Here is a 15,699-nt window from a genome sequence, read left to right as displayed (position 1 = left end):
TGATGGTACGCGATTGATACTTTCTGATTGCGAACTATCTGGAACTACCAGTAGAACCACAGATCAGAGGTGGGAATACATTGGTGCAGGATTTCTCAGAAATGGATTATCCGACAAATGCATTGATGTATCTGGAGATCCTGGCATAGTTAATGGTGCGCCATTGCTACTTAATGAATGCCAAATATCTGGATTTAGCGGTTCTGGTCAAAGCTCTGATCAGAGGTGGCGATGGGAACCAAGGTTTTAAGAATACTGGTTGAGTGAAACCGGATGAGTCGCCCAGAGTAGGGTAGATGATTTCGTAAATATGTAAAGTTAAAAACTGGCTAGCTTTGAGAACTGCCAGTTTTTAACTTTAAACTTGTTAACGTTTTAACTCTTGTATCAATACTTGGCAGCGCTTGCTAGCTTCTCTTGCCTGTTGCCTAAACTGTTTGGCTTGCTCTTGGTTAGTTAAATACACTCAGATGCTTTATGCCTGAGTTCAACAGCTTGTTTACTGAGTTCCTTAATACGAGTCTTTAATTCTTCAATTGTTTTCATCTTTGCTCCTGTTCTGAAATCACAATTTATAAATTTTCTGCTTCTTCATAAAGTTTATCTGCTCTACTAGCCAGCAAGCTAGCATCATCAAAATCATTGTTTGCTATTGCTCTGTCATGAGCTTCGTACAACTTATCAATGATTTCTTGTAATTGTGCGTAAGCTTGTCTAAGCCTCTAATAGCAACATAGGGTAATATATCATTATTTTTCATCGGCTTATTTTAGAAAATTAGGAAGAAGAAACCGAAGAAGGTACAGTACTTCTAGAATAAAAACACAACCTACAGTAATCAACTGTTATGACCCAAACCTTACCGAAAATAGTTGCCTTTGACGAATTTATCACCTGGTATCCCGAAAACTCTGGGGTACGCTACGAACTACATAATGGGGAAATTGTCGAAATGGCACAGCCAACTGGGAAACATGAAAGGATAAAAGGATTTTCATCTGCTGAATTGACTTTAGAGTTTAGACGATTAAATTTCGCCTACTTTATCCCCAATCAAGCAATTGTAAAACCACCGGAAAGAGAATCAGGTTATTTCCCTGATGTATTAATACTAAATGATGTGGCTTTGGTTGATGAACCTCTTTGGGAAAAATCTTCTACTGTGACTAAGGGTACATCAATTGCTTTAGTAATTGAGGTTGTCAGTACGGCAGTCGCTTCAAGCCGGGAAACCCGTCCAACGCGCTGCCTCACCAATTGGCGCGATGATTATTATCTGAAACTTGCTGATTATGAAGAGATGGGCATTCCTGAATATTGGATTGTTGATTATGCCGCCTTGGGAGCTAGAAAATTTATTGGTAATCCTAAACAACCCACTATTTCAGTTTATCAACTAATTGATGGGGAATACCAAGTCAGTCAGTTTCGGGGTAGGGATAAAATAATATCTCCTACTTTCCCTGAGTTAAAGTTGACGGCGGAACAAGTTTTTAATGCTGGTCAATAAGTATTGATTTTACTAAATTATCAGAGGTAGGCAGTAAAGATGATTCCTCGTGTCAGAGCGCCAGAATTACCGCAAAATTATTCTTGGCTCAACACCGAAAAACCCTTATCTCTTAAACAATTCAAAGGTAGAGTCGTAATTTTAGACTTTTGGACATACTGTTGCATCAATTGTCTGCATATTCTGCCAAACCTGAAATATTTAGAACAAAAATATAAAGATAGCCTTACCGTTATCGGCGTTCACTCTGCCAAATTTGACAATGAAAAAGAAACAGAAAATATTCGTCAAGCTATCCTGCGCTACGACATTGAACACCCAGTTTTAGTTGACAACAATTTTCGAGTTTGGGAAGAGTATGCTGTGCGTGCTTGGCCTACGTTAATAATTATTGATCCAGAAGGTTACGTGATAGGCCAGATTTCTGGTGAAGGAAACCGTGACACTTTAGACGAGTTGATTCAAAAGTTAATTCAGCAACATCAAGACAAAGGCACAATTAATTTCCAAGAACTCAGCTTGACTTTAGAAAAACAGCGTCAACCATTAATCACACCCCTAGCTTTTCCTGGTAAAGTTCTAGCTACTCCAACGGGTTTATTCATTGCTGACTCTGGACATCATCGCCTGATTATGAGTAGCTTTGATGGGGAAATTTTACACTTGATTGGTACTGGAAAATCTGGTTTAACTGATGGTGCTTTTAACGAAGCGCAATTTTTTGCACCACAGGGAATGGCTTATGATGCCGAAAATCAAATTCTTTATGTTGCTGATACAGAAAATCATACCCTGCGGCGAGTTGATCTGAAGCGTCAAGTAGTCGAAACTATTGCAGGAACAGGTGAACAAAGCCGCAATATCCATCCTCATGGCGGCGCTGGTTTAGAAACTGCGCTAAATTCTCCTTGGGATTTAGTCAAAGTGGGAAATACCTTGTTTATGCACTGTTTAGGAGTGGAATACGCTGAAAATTTTCTGTGGGTAGCAGATACTTATAATCATAAAATTAAATTAGTGAGTCCCAGTACAGGTAATTGTCAAACAGTTTTAGGAGATGGTACTGCTGGCTTACAAGATGGCCAGGGTAAAAACACTCGTTTTTTTGAACCTTCGGGATTGAGTATTTTGAGTTCACATTTATATATTGCTGATACCAATAATCATGCCATCCGCCGTGTGGATTTGAATACTCTTGAGGTGACAACGCTAGAGTTTCTTGGGTTGTGTGTGCCAGATGTATGTATTCCGCCGAATTTATAAAATGATAATCTTATGTTAAGGTGCAAAAATGCAAAGAAAAACTCTGCGTCTTTGGGTGAGATTTTAAATAATAATGTTGTAGAGCGATCGCTTATATGCAATTAGTCGTTTTTGATATTGATGGTACACTAACAAATACCTACAAAATTGATGAAAATTGTTTTGTACGAGCCTTTGCATTGGAATTTGGCATTTTTGGTATAAATACAAATTGGTCTGAATACGCATACACCACAGATTCTGGAATTACCCAGCAAATTTTCAAAGAAAAATTAGAACGTCTTCCTTCAAATGAAGAGATAGTTAGACTCAAAGCACGTTTTGTTAGCCTACTCCAGGAAGCATTTATTAACAAGCAAGATTTATTCAGCGAAATTCCTGGTTCTGCAAATGTATTAGCTAAATTACAGCTAGACCCTGATTGGTGTGTTGCAATCGCAACTGGTGGTTGGGGTGAGTCTGCTAAATTAAAACTTCAAAAAGCTAATTTACAAATAGAAGGCATTCCGTTAGCTTCAGCTAATGACGCACTTTCGCGGGAAGATATTATTAAGACAGCTATTATCAAAGCGGAGAATGTTTATCAAATTGGAAAATTTCATAAAGTTGTTTTTGTAGGTGATGGTGCTTGGGATGTAAAAGCAGCCTATCGTTTGAGTATTGCTTTTATTGGAATAGGTGATAATAAATTAACAAATTTAGGCACTATCAAAGTAATTAAAGACTTTACAAATTTAGAATATTTCTTAAAAATATTACAATCCGCAGCAATTCCTAGATTTTCTATGAATACCATTCTCCACATTACCAAACGCCAACAATGGGAACCAGCAAAAAATCTTGGTACATATCGCGCTGATTCGTTAGACAGCGAAGGTTTTATACATTGTTCAAAATCAACGCAAATACTCAAAGTTGCAAAAAGATTTTTTGATAATCAAAAAGAATTGGTACTACTTTTTATTGATTCTGAAAAAGTACAAGCTGAAATTCGCTATGAACCTGCTGAAATAGGGGAACTATTTCCTCATATTTATGGTGAGTTAAATATTGATGCTGTGTATCAGGTAATTGATTTTGAAGCTGGGGAAGATGGTTTATTTGAGTTGCCACAAGAAGTTATAAATTTAGAATAATCAACCACAGAGGCGCAGAGAACACAGAGGAGAGATGGAGAGAATTTAAGCGATCGCTTTTTGGCGAGGACGTTTGCTACATCGAATATGGGAAAATTCCCTTTTCGCAGATGTCAAATTTGAGTAAAAATGAAATTATTTAACAACTAACATCCTATGGTTACTCTTCAACTCAAACAAATTCGAGTTCCACCAGGGCAAAGAATAATCCTGGAAGATGTAAGTTGGCAAGTATTTGAAGCAATTCTCAACGAGTTAGGAGAGCATCGCGGGAGTCGAGTAGCATACAGCCAAGGAATGTTAGAAATTATGGCTCCATTACCAGAACATGAGCGATCTAAAATAATCATCGGAGATTTGGTGAAAGCCTTGCTAGATGAACTCGATCTGAATTGGGAGTCTTTAGGTTCAACTACCTTTAAACGAAAAGATATAAGTGCAGGTATTGAACCCGATGATTGTTTTTATATTCAAAACTATAAGCTAATGATTGGGAAAGATAGGATTGACCTAAGTGTTGACCCTCCTCCTGATTTGGCGATTGAAATTGATGTCACCTCTAAAACCCAAATTAGTGCCTACGAGGCGTTGAAAGTACCTGAAATTTGGCGATATGAAAGCAAAAACCTAGAAATTAGCTTGCTGCAAGGTGAGCAATATGTGAAGTCTATCATCAGCCCCACATTTCCCACTTTTTCTATCACGGAACTCATTCCCCGATTTGTAGAAATGGCGCGAACCACAGGAATGAGTTCAGCACTAAGAGCGTTTCGACAATCGGTAAGAGAACAAATACAAGACAGCTAAGGCAATAGAATTTGCGGATACATAAACAAACTCTCGTCCGCCTCTGTGGACTAAGAGGAGGGAGCATCCCACTTTTTTACATGTCATTGCGAGGAACAAAGCAATCGCAAAATTCTTCAGGTCAAAACGAGTCCATGAGATTGCTTCGTCGTTCCTCCTCTCTACGAGACGCACTCGCGTTCGCAATGACAGTTATTCTCAAGAGCAAAATAAAAACTGGGATGCACCCCTAAGAGGATGTTTGAAAAGTGTTTGACTGTGATTTTAATCACCCCCCTTAATCCCACGCCACTTGCTTCAAGTCGGCAGAGCCGCCCAACGCAGTGGCTCCCCGATGTATTGGGGGGAAACCAGAAAATCCAGTTCCCTCCCCTTTATAAGGGGAGCCACTGCGGTCTTGGGGTTTCCCCAAGTGGAGCAAGTGGCGTGAGGGTTAGGGTGGGGTAAAAAAATATTTGATACATCAACTATGACTTTTCAAACAACCTCTAAGATCAAATCAAGGTTTTACCTGGGTAGACGCGATTCCTAACCGCCCTTTTCAAACATTTCGCGCTTTACTTAAAGAAGGGGGAATTAATAATCCAGAGCAATTGTGACCGAATTTAATTTACAAATCCAAAAAAATAGCGATGGCTCCGCCAACGCCAAGGGCGAACGCTTGTCAACTCCACTAGACAATGCAGCGTCTAGCTTACTTCCTTTCAGAGATACGATACACTGTATCAACACTAAAAGCAATGATCGCCTCGACCGTTACCTTTCCCAAGAATTACCAGATTTATCCCGTTCCCGGATTCAACAGTTAATCGAACAGGGTAACGTGCAACTTAACGGCAAAGTTTGCACATCTAAGAAGATTAATGTTAAGTTAGGCGATCGCATCAGTCTCGAAATACCAGAAGCGCAACCTTTAGAACTCCTTGCAGAAGATATCCCCTTAGATATCCTTTACGAAGACGACCAGCTACTCATTCTCAACAAACCCGCAGGCTTAGTTGTCCATCCTGCACCCGGTCATCCAGATGGCACTTTGGTAAATGCTCTATTGGCACACTGCCCCAATTTACCAGGAATTGGCGGAGTCCAACGTCCGGGAATCGTGCATCGATTGGATAAAGATACAACGGGTGCGATCGCGATCGCTAAAACAGAAGTTGCCCATCATCACCTACAAGCACAACTCAAAGCTAAAACCGCACGCAGAGAATACTTGGGCGTGGTTTACGGTGCGCCAAAAGTTGAAAGTGGCACAATTGACTTACCCATTGGCCGCCATCCACAAGACCGCAAAAAAATGGCTATTATGCCTGTTGAACAAGGCGGACGAGCCGCCGTCACTCATTGGCAAGTACTAGAACGCCTCGGTAATTTCACTTTAATCCACTTCCAACTGGAAACTGGACGCACCCATCAAATTCGAGTTCACAGCGCCAAAATGGGTCATCCCATTGTCGGCGACCCAGTTTATGGTTCTGGTCATTCAGTGGGAGTAAATTTGCCCGGTCAAGCACTGCACGCTTGGCGACTAAAATTGCAGCATCCCGTATCTGGAGAGTTGATTGAAGTGACAGCAAACCCTCCCAGCCACTTTACAAAACTTTTGGAGATATTAAAAAGACGAATTGCACTTTAGCTCATCCCACATCTGAAAACAGAGCCATTTCGGGACTTCCAACTAAAAAAATATCCTATCGCGGTGTAGACAGGGGGAGGTGAGGGAGTGAGGGACAAGGAGAATTAGAGACTGATTCATCCACCTTGGAACTCCGTTCATCCACCTCAGAACTCCGTTCATCCACCTCAAAGACTGATTAAAGGAGTTCAAATACTCATTCATCTAGCTCAAAATGCCCAATGCCCAATGCCCAATGCCCGTTAACAACTAGCGTACATAAGACATGGGATAGAGTCTGTTCCACTAGTTCTACCTAAATGAAACTCCTACATAACCCAAGACTTATGCACGCTATAAAATGATCAAATGGATGTACTAGACAGCCGTCGAACAAAAATCGTTATTTAATTCCTGCCAGTTGCCGATAAGGTACAGACTTTTCGATATCGATGTTAAATGACGAGATCCTTTGTGGCGCATTGCCAGTTGCATTGACACTTTGTGCCATAGACAAGAATAGAGCTGGATCGCCTGCCTTGGGCTTTTGCTCTTGTGGAAGGAATCTGCGTACTTCGACCTGCCAAATGATTTGGGGAAAACCCAGTTTGGCACGGTGGTAAGCTTCGTATCGTGGAGATTTGATGTTGAATGGCAACTCACCTTCAGCGCGGGATGGCAATATGCGACGGCGCTGATAAGGCACTGTGGAGTCTCCAAAATTGCTCAGGTACTCTTCAGTGTTGAGCACTTCATCAATAAAGCCTCTAATACCCTTGGTAGCGACTACAATTGACCAGGCGATTTTTTCCCGCTCGTTGTATGGATCGCGTCCTAGAACCCGCTGGATTACTTGCTCAACAAAGCGATAATTATTATTGAGGTCGTAGAAGCTCTTCTTAAAGGTATTGGAAAGCACCAACCCACGAATAAAGTCCCGCACTGTAATCTGTCCATTACGGAGTTGAGACTCTAAAAATGTTTCGCGATCGGCAGCAAAGGCATAAAAGAAAATTTGACGATATGCTGCTTCGATCAGAAGGTCTAAATCTGACGGAGAAAGCAGATTGTCTGTACTAAAAATCCTGGGCTGTTCATCACCCGGTACTTCGTATGCAGCTACACGCTGGTTCTGACTTGAAGGGTCGTATGTTAACAGAGGAATTGCCACTCTAAAGCCTCCATATTCTTAATTAAAGTTAACAACTTTAAATCACATATTAAGGGAGTAGTTGTATCAGAACTTCAGAATTCTGATAAAATTTCACGAAACTTAACTAAGGGGAATTTAACAATCCCGAAAAACAACGATTAGCCTGTTGGATTCAACCTATAGCTAATCAATAAAGGGAGTGCGGCTTTCAGCCTAATAACTACCTAAAAAACTTTGTTCACATACTTCAGATTAGAAGATTCAGTTTCACCTTTTTGAAATAAAGCAATAATTTTTAACATATAGCAAAATAAATTAATGGGGAGTGGGGAGTAGGGAATGGGGAATGGAACATTGAAAAAACCCCATTCCCTCTGCCCCTCTACTCCCTACTCCCTACTCCCTACTCCCTACTCCCTACTCCCTACTCCCTACTCCCTATTCCCTACTCCCCGCCTACGCAAATAATTTCAAAAATCAAAGCGGATTACTATACCATTTGCAGTTTTAAGCCAAGCCAATAATCCGACTGAGACGTTACGACAAGTTGCTGTTCAGATTTCTCAGATCAACGACCAACGTACACAAAGTAATGTTGCAGCATCAGCGTTTATTCTCGCTGGGCTAGTATTGAACAAAGAGACTATTCAACAGTTGTTGCGGAAGGAACTCATGCAGGAGTCAGTCACTTATCAAGCACTCATTGCTGAAGGTCGAGCTGAAGGTCGAGCTAAAGGTATTGAAGAAGGTATTGAAGAAGGTATTCGCCGTGTAGCTATCAATCTCCTACGCGAAGGAATGTCTGTGGAAGTGGTGGTAAGAGTTACCGGGTTGTCTGTAGAACAGATTAACCAAATTAAGATAACTGAAGTGGACTCTCAAGGCGAATGAAATTTCCTTAGCTTTTGGGCAGTCCGCAAAATTTGCCCCGCTAAAACTGCTGCACCAAAACCATTATCGATATTTACTACACCTACTCCCGCAGCACAAGAGTTAAGCATTGTCAATAAAGGTGCTAAACCGCCAAAACTTGCGCCATAACCGATGCTGGTGGGTACGGCAATCACAGGACAACTCGCTAAACCAGCAACAACGCTGGGTAAAGCGCCTTCCATCCCGGCTACGACAATTAACACCGATGCGGACTCAATCAGGTGGCGGTTACTTAATAAACGGTGAATCCCTGCAACACCAACATCCCAGAGGCGCTGTACCTGAAAACCAGAAAGTTCAGCAGTGACAGCCGCTTCTTCAGCAACGGGTAAATCGGCAGTACCAGCAGAAAGAATGCCAATTTCACCTGCAAATTGTGGTTCGATGGTAGGGGGAGCGATCGCACAAATTCGCGCTGATTGGTAATATCGCAAACCGCTAACTTTTGATTGCAGTGCAGTATAAACTGCTGGTTCAATGCGGGTTGCCATCACTACCGGATTACGGAGGCGCATCACCTCCATAATTTGAGCAATTTGTTCGGGAGTCTTACCAGGGCCCCAAATCACCTCTGGGAAACCAGTTCTTAGCTGGCGATGATGGTCGATTTTGGCAAACTCACCTACAGATTCATAAGTTAAGTCTTTGAGTGAGTCTAATGCGGTATCTGGCGTAACTTTACCATTGGCAACCGCTTCGAGGAGCGATCGCAAAGTTTCATGTTGAGACACTGATTCTGTTGTTTTGATTTTATAAATTTTCCCAAACGTGCCACCAAGGGCACAGATTTTAATACTTTAAACTCTATTCTGTTACTTTCAGTTCATATTTGTTCCACAACGTTCCTTTTTTGTAACCAAGTGCAGAGAATTTGACATTTTGGATGCGATCGCGCACTGCTATTAAAGATAGAGGATTCACTAAATAAATGTAAGGCAAATATTCCTGAGAGAGGCGTTGCGTTTCGGCGTAAATCTCTTTGCGCTTTACTTCATCTAACTCTTGTGCCGCTTGAATGTAAAGACGACCAATTTCCGCCTCCCAATCTGCAACTTGCCAACCAATAAGTGGTTCTTGCCCTGCTTGAAGTTTCTGATTGAAGGTGTGTAATCCACCTTCCGGTAACCAAACATTAGCCCCGTCGTTTGGTTCAATCCCTCCAATAAAGCCTAGCAGATAACATTCCCAATCGAGGGAATTAGAAAGCTTGTCTGTAAGGGTATTGAAAGCAATTGCATTAAAATCAACTTGAATGCCAATTTTACTCAAATCTTGCTTAATTTGCGCTCCCATTAACACACGAGTTTTATTTTCAGCATTCGTTAATAAAGTGAAGCGCACCCGATTACCATCAGCATCTAGTAACTGTTTATTGGGATTATATTTAAAACCTGCACTTAATAGTAATTTTTGAGCTTTTTCTTGATTATATTCATAAACTTTAAGACCTTTTTCTGGAGGAAAGTAGTAAGGGCTTTGAATTTCTATCGGCGAATTTTGCAACACACCAATCCCCCGAAAAACGTTATTTAGCATTGTTTGACGGTCGATTGCATAGGCAACTGCTTGTCTAAAAGCAAGGGTATTAAACCAATGGGATTTAATTGAGTCAACTATAGGCTGTCCGTTTTGCCGCCGACCTTTGTTGAGATTAAATGAAATATAAGTATTGGTGAATTCTGGGCCTCCATTGTAGATAGTAAACTTTCCACGTTTTTCTTCGCGCTTAAGTAGTGAAAAGTTTTCAGGAGAAACAGTAACTGTATCTAATCCTCCAGAGCGAAACTGAAGAATTATTGTATCTGTAGATTCAATAATTTGCCAAACAATACGTTCAACATACGGTAACTGATTGCCTTGGCTATCTTTGCGCCAGTAATAAGGATTGCGCCGAAATACCACACGTTGACTGGGAGTATAACTTTCTATTTTATAAGCACTGTTGACAATAATTTTACTGGGTTCTGTATCTGTTCCCCAAGTAGATAGAAACTTGGGATTACCTTTAGCATCTTTAGATTTCAATGATTCAGATAAAGCATGTTTTGGTAAAATCCCAACTGAATTTGTTGATGCTCCGGTTGTGGTGTAAAGGAAAGGAGCAAAAGGCTCAGGTAGAATAAATTCAATTTGGCGATCGCCTATTTTTCTGATTTTAGGAAAACTACCACTAGAACCAATTTTAAGACCATCTTTCCAATCGGTAGGAATCTGGGGATTGAAAATCACATCTTCATAGGTAAAGATGACATCATCTACGGTAAGTGGTTCGCCATCTGACCATTTCAAGTTTTCTCGCAAAGTAAAAGCGACTCGCTTGTTATCATCAGAAATATCCCACGATTCCGCTAAAGCTGGCTCAATTTTGCCTGTAATTCCATTAAGGGTAGTTAGTCCTTCAGTCGTGAACAGAAAAACATGAGGATATTCCTGATTGAAGGCGTAGTTAAAAGTTTTCGGGTCGCCAATAGTGCTTGTAACCCATTGCGATACTTGCGCCGCCTTACTCTTAAAATTAAGCGGATTGCAACTGATAATAGCTATCTGGCAAATTAAGAATAGACCGAATATTACTAAAACCGCAAACCCACGACGCCGGGTAGCCAAGAGGGCAAAAATCATAGAACTGAAACACTAAACTTTTTGCATAATACACCTCATGTTCAGCCTTGACTGCATAAAGGTAAGTGGCAAGTGGGCTTGCCGTGAGCGTAGCCGAACGGGAGTGAGGAAGCAGGGGAGGCAGGGGGAGACAAGGGGACAAAGAGACTAACTAAGCCAAATGACCAATGACCAATGACTAATGACTAATGACTAGCTTTTTTATCTTCTACTACTTTAAGTTCATAAATATTCCAATTGTAACTTCCTATCGCCGAGTATTTTATGTTCTCAATCGTATTACGCACGGCTACTAAAGCTAGAGGATTGAATAGGTGAATAAAAGGCAGATACTCTTGTGAAAGTTGTTGTGTTTCTGCATAAATAGCTTTACGTTTTGTTTCATCAAACTCTCTTGCCCCTTGAATGTATAGGTCTTCAATTTTCTGCTCCCAATCAGTAGCTTTCCAACCTACCGTTGGGGATTGTCCGACTTGAGCTTTTTGATTAAATACATGAAAGTTACCTTCTACAGACCAGATATTGAAACCGGTTTGCGGCTCAATACCACCAGTGATAGCTCCATACCAACATTCCCAATCTAGGGTGTTAGAGATTTTTTCTCCAATAATACTGAAGTCAATAAATTGTAAATCAACTTTAATACCTATCTTACCGAGATCCTGTTGAATTTTCGGTGTGATTGTAGGTGGTATATTACTAGCACTAGCCATTATTGTAAAGCGGACTCGATTGCCATCTGCGTCTAACAACTGACCTTTATTATCGTATTTGAATCCTGCTCCTAGTAAAAGTTGTTTAGCTTTTTCTGGATTATAGTTATATGTTTTTAAACCTTCTTTTGGAGACAAATAATAGGGACTGGGAACAGAAATCGGAGAGTCTTGCGGTTCACCCAATCCCCGCAAAGTGTTGTTAATCATCGTTTGGCGATCAATAGCGTAGGCGATCGCCTGTCTAAAAGCAACGTTGTTAAAAACACGGGATTTAATGGGATCTACAACAGGCTTGCCATTGCGACTACCTTTGTTGAGATTAAAAGTTATAAAACTTGTCCCAGTGTCAGGCCCAGCATTTTTTATAGTAAAGTTACCCCGTTTTTCTTGACGCTTAAGCAATTGAAAACTTCTAGGGCCAATTTCGAGTAAATCTAGCCCTCCAGAACGAAATTGCAACAAAGCTGTATCAGGCGATTCCACAATTTGCCAAATTACACGCTCAATATATGGCATTTGTTTTCCTTGTGCATCTTTATTGCGCCAGTAGTAAGGGTTGCGCCGAAATATTACGCGTTGATTGGTTGAATAACTCTCGATTGCGTAAGGGCCATTAACAATAATTTTTTTCGGGTCTGTGTCGGTTCCCCAAGTGAACATAAACACTGGCTTACCGTCAGAGTTTTTGGCTTCCACTGCTGCACGCAGGGCGTGTTCTGGTAGTATTCCTACCCCTCCTGCAATCGTTCGCAAGAAAGGAGAAAACGGTTCTGGCAGAATAAATTCTACCCGGCGATCATCGATTTTGCGGACTTTGAAAAAAGCCTTACTGATACCAATGCGAAGACCATCTTGGGTATAAGTGGGAATGCGCTTATTCATGTAGATGTCATTGAAAGAAAAAACGACATCATCGGCTGTTAATGGCTGACCATCCGACCATTTCAATCCTTCTCGCAAGGTAAAAATAAACCGCAGTTTGTCTGAGGTAACTTCCCAAGATTCAGCTAAAGCTGGCTCAATTTCCTTAGTTATTCCGTTTTGAGTAGCTAATGCCTCATAAGTGAAACCAGAAATATTGGGAGATTCTTGGATGAGGGCATAGTTAAAGGTCTTAGGGTCAGTGGTAGTAGAAATCACCAACTGGGGAACTTGTGCAGCTGCGGTTTTAAAGTTAGATGGATTGCACGCGGTAATTGTAATTGCTGTTGCCAAAGCCAGAATTAGTGGGAACCAAAAACTTTTAATTGCCAAAAATATTTTTCTAAACAATTTCATAATTTCAATACGCGGATAGTGTAGTTAATTTGATTGAGATTGTAGCCAACTAAGGAAGTTTTGGGTTTTATTAAAATACTGAATGCCACTATTTCGTAAAACCTCTATAACTTCACGTCTGCCAAATTCTTTAGAATTGCTACTTAAAAATGATTTATTTTCATTAAGATGTAAGCCAGCATGAAAAATTATACACTCCAAGATTATTCTATCTATAATGTGCTTATCAAAAATTTCTCTATTTAACGTTTCTTGAAAAACACCTGTACTTAATGTAATCATTTCTGATTTGCTGATAAGCTGATTAAAAGCTACATCAAAACGTTCTTTAACTTCGTTATTTCGTTCAAGAAAGCTAGTTTTTGATTGCTCTAGGCGAAAAAGCAGTAATCGTGCATTATCTGAATTATCTCGCTCTGCTTGATTAATTTGTATATCTAACTTGCCGAGGAAATCTAGATTATATTTTTCTTCTTGTTCCAATGTTGTTAATGATTCTACAAAACAAATACTTGGCACTACGATACGTAAAGAAGAGGGTGTATTTTGCAGTAATTCTTGTGCTTGTGAATCTTGCCCTTTAGCAATACTCATCAAGAAATTAGTTTCAACGTAAATTATCACTGCTAATCATTAATAAAGTTGAGTTGTTCCGTCTTCTAGTAGTTGCAATAAACCAATTTCTGTCATTTCCTTTGTGAAAGGTGGTATTGCAGATTTCCAATGATAGGCCAAGTCACGTAGCCAAGCTTCTGTAAGACCTTTAAGGTAAAGACTAAATATTCTTTTGTCGCGGAATTTTGGCTCGTAATGACTAAGCACATCAGCAGTATTAAGACTGATAATTGCCTCTGATAAATTATTGCCATCCCATTTAAAAATCAGAATGTTATTTACATCAACAAGCATGGCAAAGGGAATCACTATCTTTGCAGCTTGTAAGTAATCAATCAGCCGTAAAATAGCATATTTTTTGGCTTTTGTTTCTTGAAAATTGAATGGGAAACCTTTGACTTCAGCTATCAGAATAATTTGTTCCTCTTTGTCTAAAGCAACTAGATCGGGAAAGTCTATATCTTCTATGTTTGTAGCTTGTAAGGCTCTAATTTCCCACCAAGTTAAGGTTTGTTGGTTGCTATAAATCATTGATTTCAATCCTCGTGAGTCTTCGATATTTTTACCGATGGTTCCAAATAAAAGTTACTCTAAAGCCACTAGCAAAACGACAGCATAAGCACATATACCTTCTTCGCGGCCAACTGGGCCTAATTTTTCGTTAGTGGTGGCTTTGATGCCAATTTGATTTGATTCTAATTCTAAAACAGCCGCTAGTTTATCGCGCATATTATGAATATGCGGTTTTAATTTTGGACGTTCTGCTACTACCACCGAGTCAATATTTCCGATCTGCCAACCTTGATCCCGAATCAGTTGATGAACTTGAGTTAATAGTACTAAACTATCTGCTCCCGCCCATTTGCGATCGCTAGGTGGAAAATAATGACCAATATCCCCCAAAGATAATGCCCCAAGCATGGCATCCATAATCGCGTGTGTTAGTACATCAGCGTCACTGTGACCTAATAAACCCAGTTCATGGGGAATTTGAATTCCACCTAAAATCAAAGCGCGATCGCTCACCAGTTGGTGAATATCGTAGCCGTTACCAATACGAATTTTAGTCATTAGTCATTAGTCATTTGTCATTAGTCATTAGTCCTTAGTCAGGAATTATTATTCTCTCCCTGCTCCCCCCACCTCCCCCACTCCCCACTCCCTACTCCCCACTCCCTTTCCCCTCCCATTTCTCCAAAAGATCGGGGCGGCGATCGCGGGTTCTTTGAATTTGTTGCTCGTAACGCCACCGGGCGATCGCGGCGTGATTGCCACTGAGCAAGACATCAGGCACTTTCAAGCCGCGAAAATTGGCAGGACGAGTATATTGGGGATAGTCCAATAACCCTTCCTCAAAACTTTCTGCTGTGAGAGACTCCGTTTTGGCTACAGTTCCTGGGATCAGCCGCACTACGCCATTAATCAAAGCCATTGCTGGAATTTCTCCGCCAGTCAGAATAAAATCGCCTAAAGATACCTCACGAGTTACCAAATGTAGCACTCTCTCATCCACTCCTTCGTAATGCCCGCAAATAACTACTAACTGGTCGTAATTTGTTACCAATTCTTTCAAAAGAGGTTGATTGATTGTTTCACCCTGTGGACTCATCAAAATTATTTCTCTTCGGGGTAGAATCGGCAGCGACTCCACAGCCTTAAAAATAGGTTCTGGCTTCATTAGCATCCCCACACCGCCGCCGTAGGGTTCATCATCCACCTTTCGGTGCTTGTCTGTGGTAAAGTCCCGTGGGTTAACCAGATGCACTTCGGCAATCTGCTTGGCTAAGGCTTTACCTAGCAAACCAGAATTGAGAACAGAGTTAAAACAGTCAGGAAAAAGCGTAACTATATCAAAGCGCACAGTTATTCGTATTCAAGGACACTAATCTTAAATTTGAATGTCTAGCAAACACCAACAAGCCAAAGTCGGGTCAAACTCCAGTTAAACTTTATCAATAGTATCTAAAACTACCAGACCTCTTGGATTTTAGATGGGATTAAAAGTTTTTCTAATTACTTAATTTATGTTTAAATGTTGTCACAACTACATT

At 40.6% G+C, this 15,699-nt stretch carries 17 protein-coding genes and 1 pseudogene; 9 read left to right on the top strand and 9 right to left on the bottom strand.

The annotated features are described in order from the left end of the window. The 6 genes and pseudogenes from LC574_RS03615 to LC574_RS03590 form a co-directional block, all read left to right on the top strand. Positions 1-250: RICIN domain-containing protein (locus LC574_RS03615; protein ID WP_229451532.1), on the top strand; the 250-nt coding region annotated here is incomplete at its 5' end. Positions 251-847: 597 nt separating this feature from the next. Next, entirely contained in the window at positions 848-1,510 is a 663-nt protein-coding gene (locus LC574_RS03610; protein WP_229451531.1) for a Uma2 family endonuclease, read from the top strand. Positions 1,511-1,549: 39 nt separating this feature from the next. Further along, positions 1,550-2,773: a thioredoxin-like domain-containing protein gene (locus tag LC574_RS03605; protein WP_229451530.1), complete on the top strand. Its 1,224-nt coding sequence runs from the start codon at positions 1,550-1,552 to the stop codon at positions 2,771-2,773. A 95-nt stretch (positions 2,774-2,868) separates the two neighbouring features. Next, positions 2,869-3,435: pseudogene (locus LC574_RS03600) on the top strand (HAD family hydrolase); the annotation flags it as partial. A gap of 123 nt (positions 3,436-3,558) precedes the next feature. Next, positions 3,559-3,909, top strand: coding sequence for a DUF952 domain-containing protein (locus tag LC574_RS03595; protein WP_229451534.1), 351 nt, complete (start codon positions 3,559-3,561; stop codon positions 3,907-3,909). 156 nt (positions 3,910-4,065) lie between these two features. After that, the gene (locus LC574_RS03590; protein ID WP_229451529.1) at positions 4,066-4,716 is read left to right on the top strand and encodes a Uma2 family endonuclease; all 651 of its coding nucleotides are present in this window, start codon (positions 4,066-4,068) and stop codon (positions 4,714-4,716) included. Positions 4,717-4,993: 277 nt separating this feature from the next. Here LC574_RS03590 and LC574_RS37735 read toward each other — a convergent pair whose 3' ends face one another. Next, entirely contained in the window at positions 4,994-5,128 is a 135-nt protein-coding gene (locus LC574_RS37735) for a hypothetical protein (RefSeq protein ID WP_267871389.1), read from the bottom strand. 303 nt (positions 5,129-5,431) lie between these two features. On the opposite strand from LC574_RS37735, the gene LC574_RS03585 reads away from it, so the two are divergent. After that, positions 5,432-6,352, top strand: coding sequence for an RluA family pseudouridine synthase (locus LC574_RS03585; protein WP_229451533.1), 921 nt, complete (start codon positions 5,432-5,434; stop codon positions 6,350-6,352). 382 nt (positions 6,353-6,734) lie between these two features. On the opposite strand, the gene LC574_RS03580 is transcribed toward LC574_RS03585, so the two are convergent. Further along, a complete protein-coding gene (locus LC574_RS03580; RefSeq protein ID WP_229451528.1) occupies positions 6,735-7,502 on the bottom strand; it encodes a phycobilisome rod-core linker polypeptide in 768 nt (255 codons plus the stop codon). Positions 7,503-7,823: 321 nt separating this feature from the next. On the opposite strand from LC574_RS03580, the gene LC574_RS37730 reads away from it, so the two are divergent. After that, positions 7,824-7,952, top strand: a complete 129-nt coding sequence (locus LC574_RS37730; protein WP_267871388.1) for a hypothetical protein — start codon at positions 7,824-7,826, stop codon at positions 7,950-7,952. 162 nt (positions 7,953-8,114) lie between these two features. Continuing rightward, positions 8,115-8,375, top strand: a complete 261-nt coding sequence (locus LC574_RS03575; protein WP_229451527.1) for a hypothetical protein — start codon at positions 8,115-8,117, stop codon at positions 8,373-8,375. Here LC574_RS03575 and larB read toward each other — a convergent pair. From larB to trmD, 7 genes are all read right to left on the bottom strand, one after another. Continuing rightward, positions 8,363-9,148 (bottom strand): nickel pincer cofactor biosynthesis protein LarB, encoded by a 786-nt coding sequence (larB, locus tag LC574_RS03570; protein WP_229451526.1) that lies wholly within the window; start codon positions 9,146-9,148, stop codon positions 8,363-8,365. The genes LC574_RS03575 and larB overlap by 13 nt on opposite strands. A 73-nt stretch (positions 9,149-9,221) precedes the next feature. Further along, entirely contained in the window at positions 9,222-11,039 is a 1,818-nt protein-coding gene (locus LC574_RS03565) for an ABC transporter substrate-binding protein (RefSeq protein WP_229451525.1), read from the bottom strand. Positions 11,040-11,224: 185 nt separating this feature from the next. Then, positions 11,225-13,033 carry an ABC transporter substrate-binding protein gene (locus LC574_RS03560; protein ID WP_229451524.1) on the bottom strand — a complete coding sequence of 603 codons (1,809 nt, stop codon included), beginning with the start codon at positions 13,031-13,033 and terminating at the stop codon, positions 11,225-11,227. Positions 13,034-13,057: 24 nt separating this feature from the next. Further along, positions 13,058-13,657 (bottom strand): PIN domain-containing protein, encoded by a 600-nt coding sequence (locus LC574_RS03555; protein WP_368736665.1) that lies wholly within the window; start codon positions 13,655-13,657, stop codon positions 13,058-13,060. A 9-nt stretch (positions 13,658-13,666) separates the two neighbouring features. Next, positions 13,667-14,179 (bottom strand): hypothetical protein, encoded by a 513-nt coding sequence (locus LC574_RS03550; RefSeq protein ID WP_229451522.1) that lies wholly within the window; start codon positions 14,177-14,179, stop codon positions 13,667-13,669. Positions 14,180-14,233: 54 nt separating this feature from the next. After that, positions 14,234-14,719, bottom strand: a complete 486-nt coding sequence (ispF, locus tag LC574_RS03545) for a 2-C-methyl-D-erythritol 2,4-cyclodiphosphate synthase (protein WP_229451521.1) — start codon at positions 14,717-14,719, stop codon at positions 14,234-14,236. A gap of 91 nt (positions 14,720-14,810) precedes the next feature. Beyond that, entirely contained in the window at positions 14,811-15,509 is a 699-nt protein-coding gene (gene trmD / locus LC574_RS03540) for a tRNA (guanosine(37)-N1)-methyltransferase TrmD (protein WP_229451520.1), read from the bottom strand. Positions 15,510-15,699: the final 190 nt, after the last annotated feature.

The sequence above is a fragment of the Nostoc sp. CHAB 5715 genome, assembly GCF_020829685.1.
Taxonomy (GTDB): domain Bacteria; phylum Cyanobacteriota; class Cyanobacteriia; order Cyanobacteriales; family Nostocaceae; genus Nostoc.
This window is presented reverse-complemented; position numbering and strand designations above follow the sequence as displayed.

Bases quoted from the DNA above. Each gene is read 5' to 3' on its own strand.
- LC574_RS03595 (WP_229451534.1), top strand. From the start codon at position 3,559: ATGAATACCATTCTCCACATTACCAAACGCCAACAATGGGAACCAGCA.
- LC574_RS37730 (WP_267871388.1), top strand. From the start codon at position 7,824: ATGGGGAATGGAACATTGAAAAAACCCCATTCCCTCTGCCCCTCTACT.
- LC574_RS03560 (WP_229451524.1), bottom strand. From the start codon at position 13,033: ATGAAATTGTTTAGAAAAATATTTTTGGCAATTAAAAGTTTTTGGTTC.
- LC574_RS03605 (WP_229451530.1), top strand. From the start codon at position 1,550: ATGATTCCTCGTGTCAGAGCGCCAGAATTACCGCAAAATTATTCTTGG.
- LC574_RS03590 (WP_229451529.1), top strand. From the start codon at position 4,066: ATGGTTACTCTTCAACTCAAACAAATTCGAGTTCCACCAGGGCAAAGA.
- LC574_RS03550 (WP_229451522.1), bottom strand. From the start codon at position 14,179: ATGATTTATAGCAACCAACAAACCTTAACTTGGTGGGAAATTAGAGCC.
- LC574_RS03610 (WP_229451531.1), top strand. From the start codon at position 848: ATGACCCAAACCTTACCGAAAATAGTTGCCTTTGACGAATTTATCACC.
- ispF (WP_229451521.1), bottom strand. From the start codon at position 14,719: ATGACTAAAATTCGTATTGGTAACGGCTACGATATTCACCAACTGGTG.
- LC574_RS03565 (WP_229451525.1), bottom strand. From the start codon at position 11,039: ATGATTTTTGCCCTCTTGGCTACCCGGCGTCGTGGGTTTGCGGTTTTA.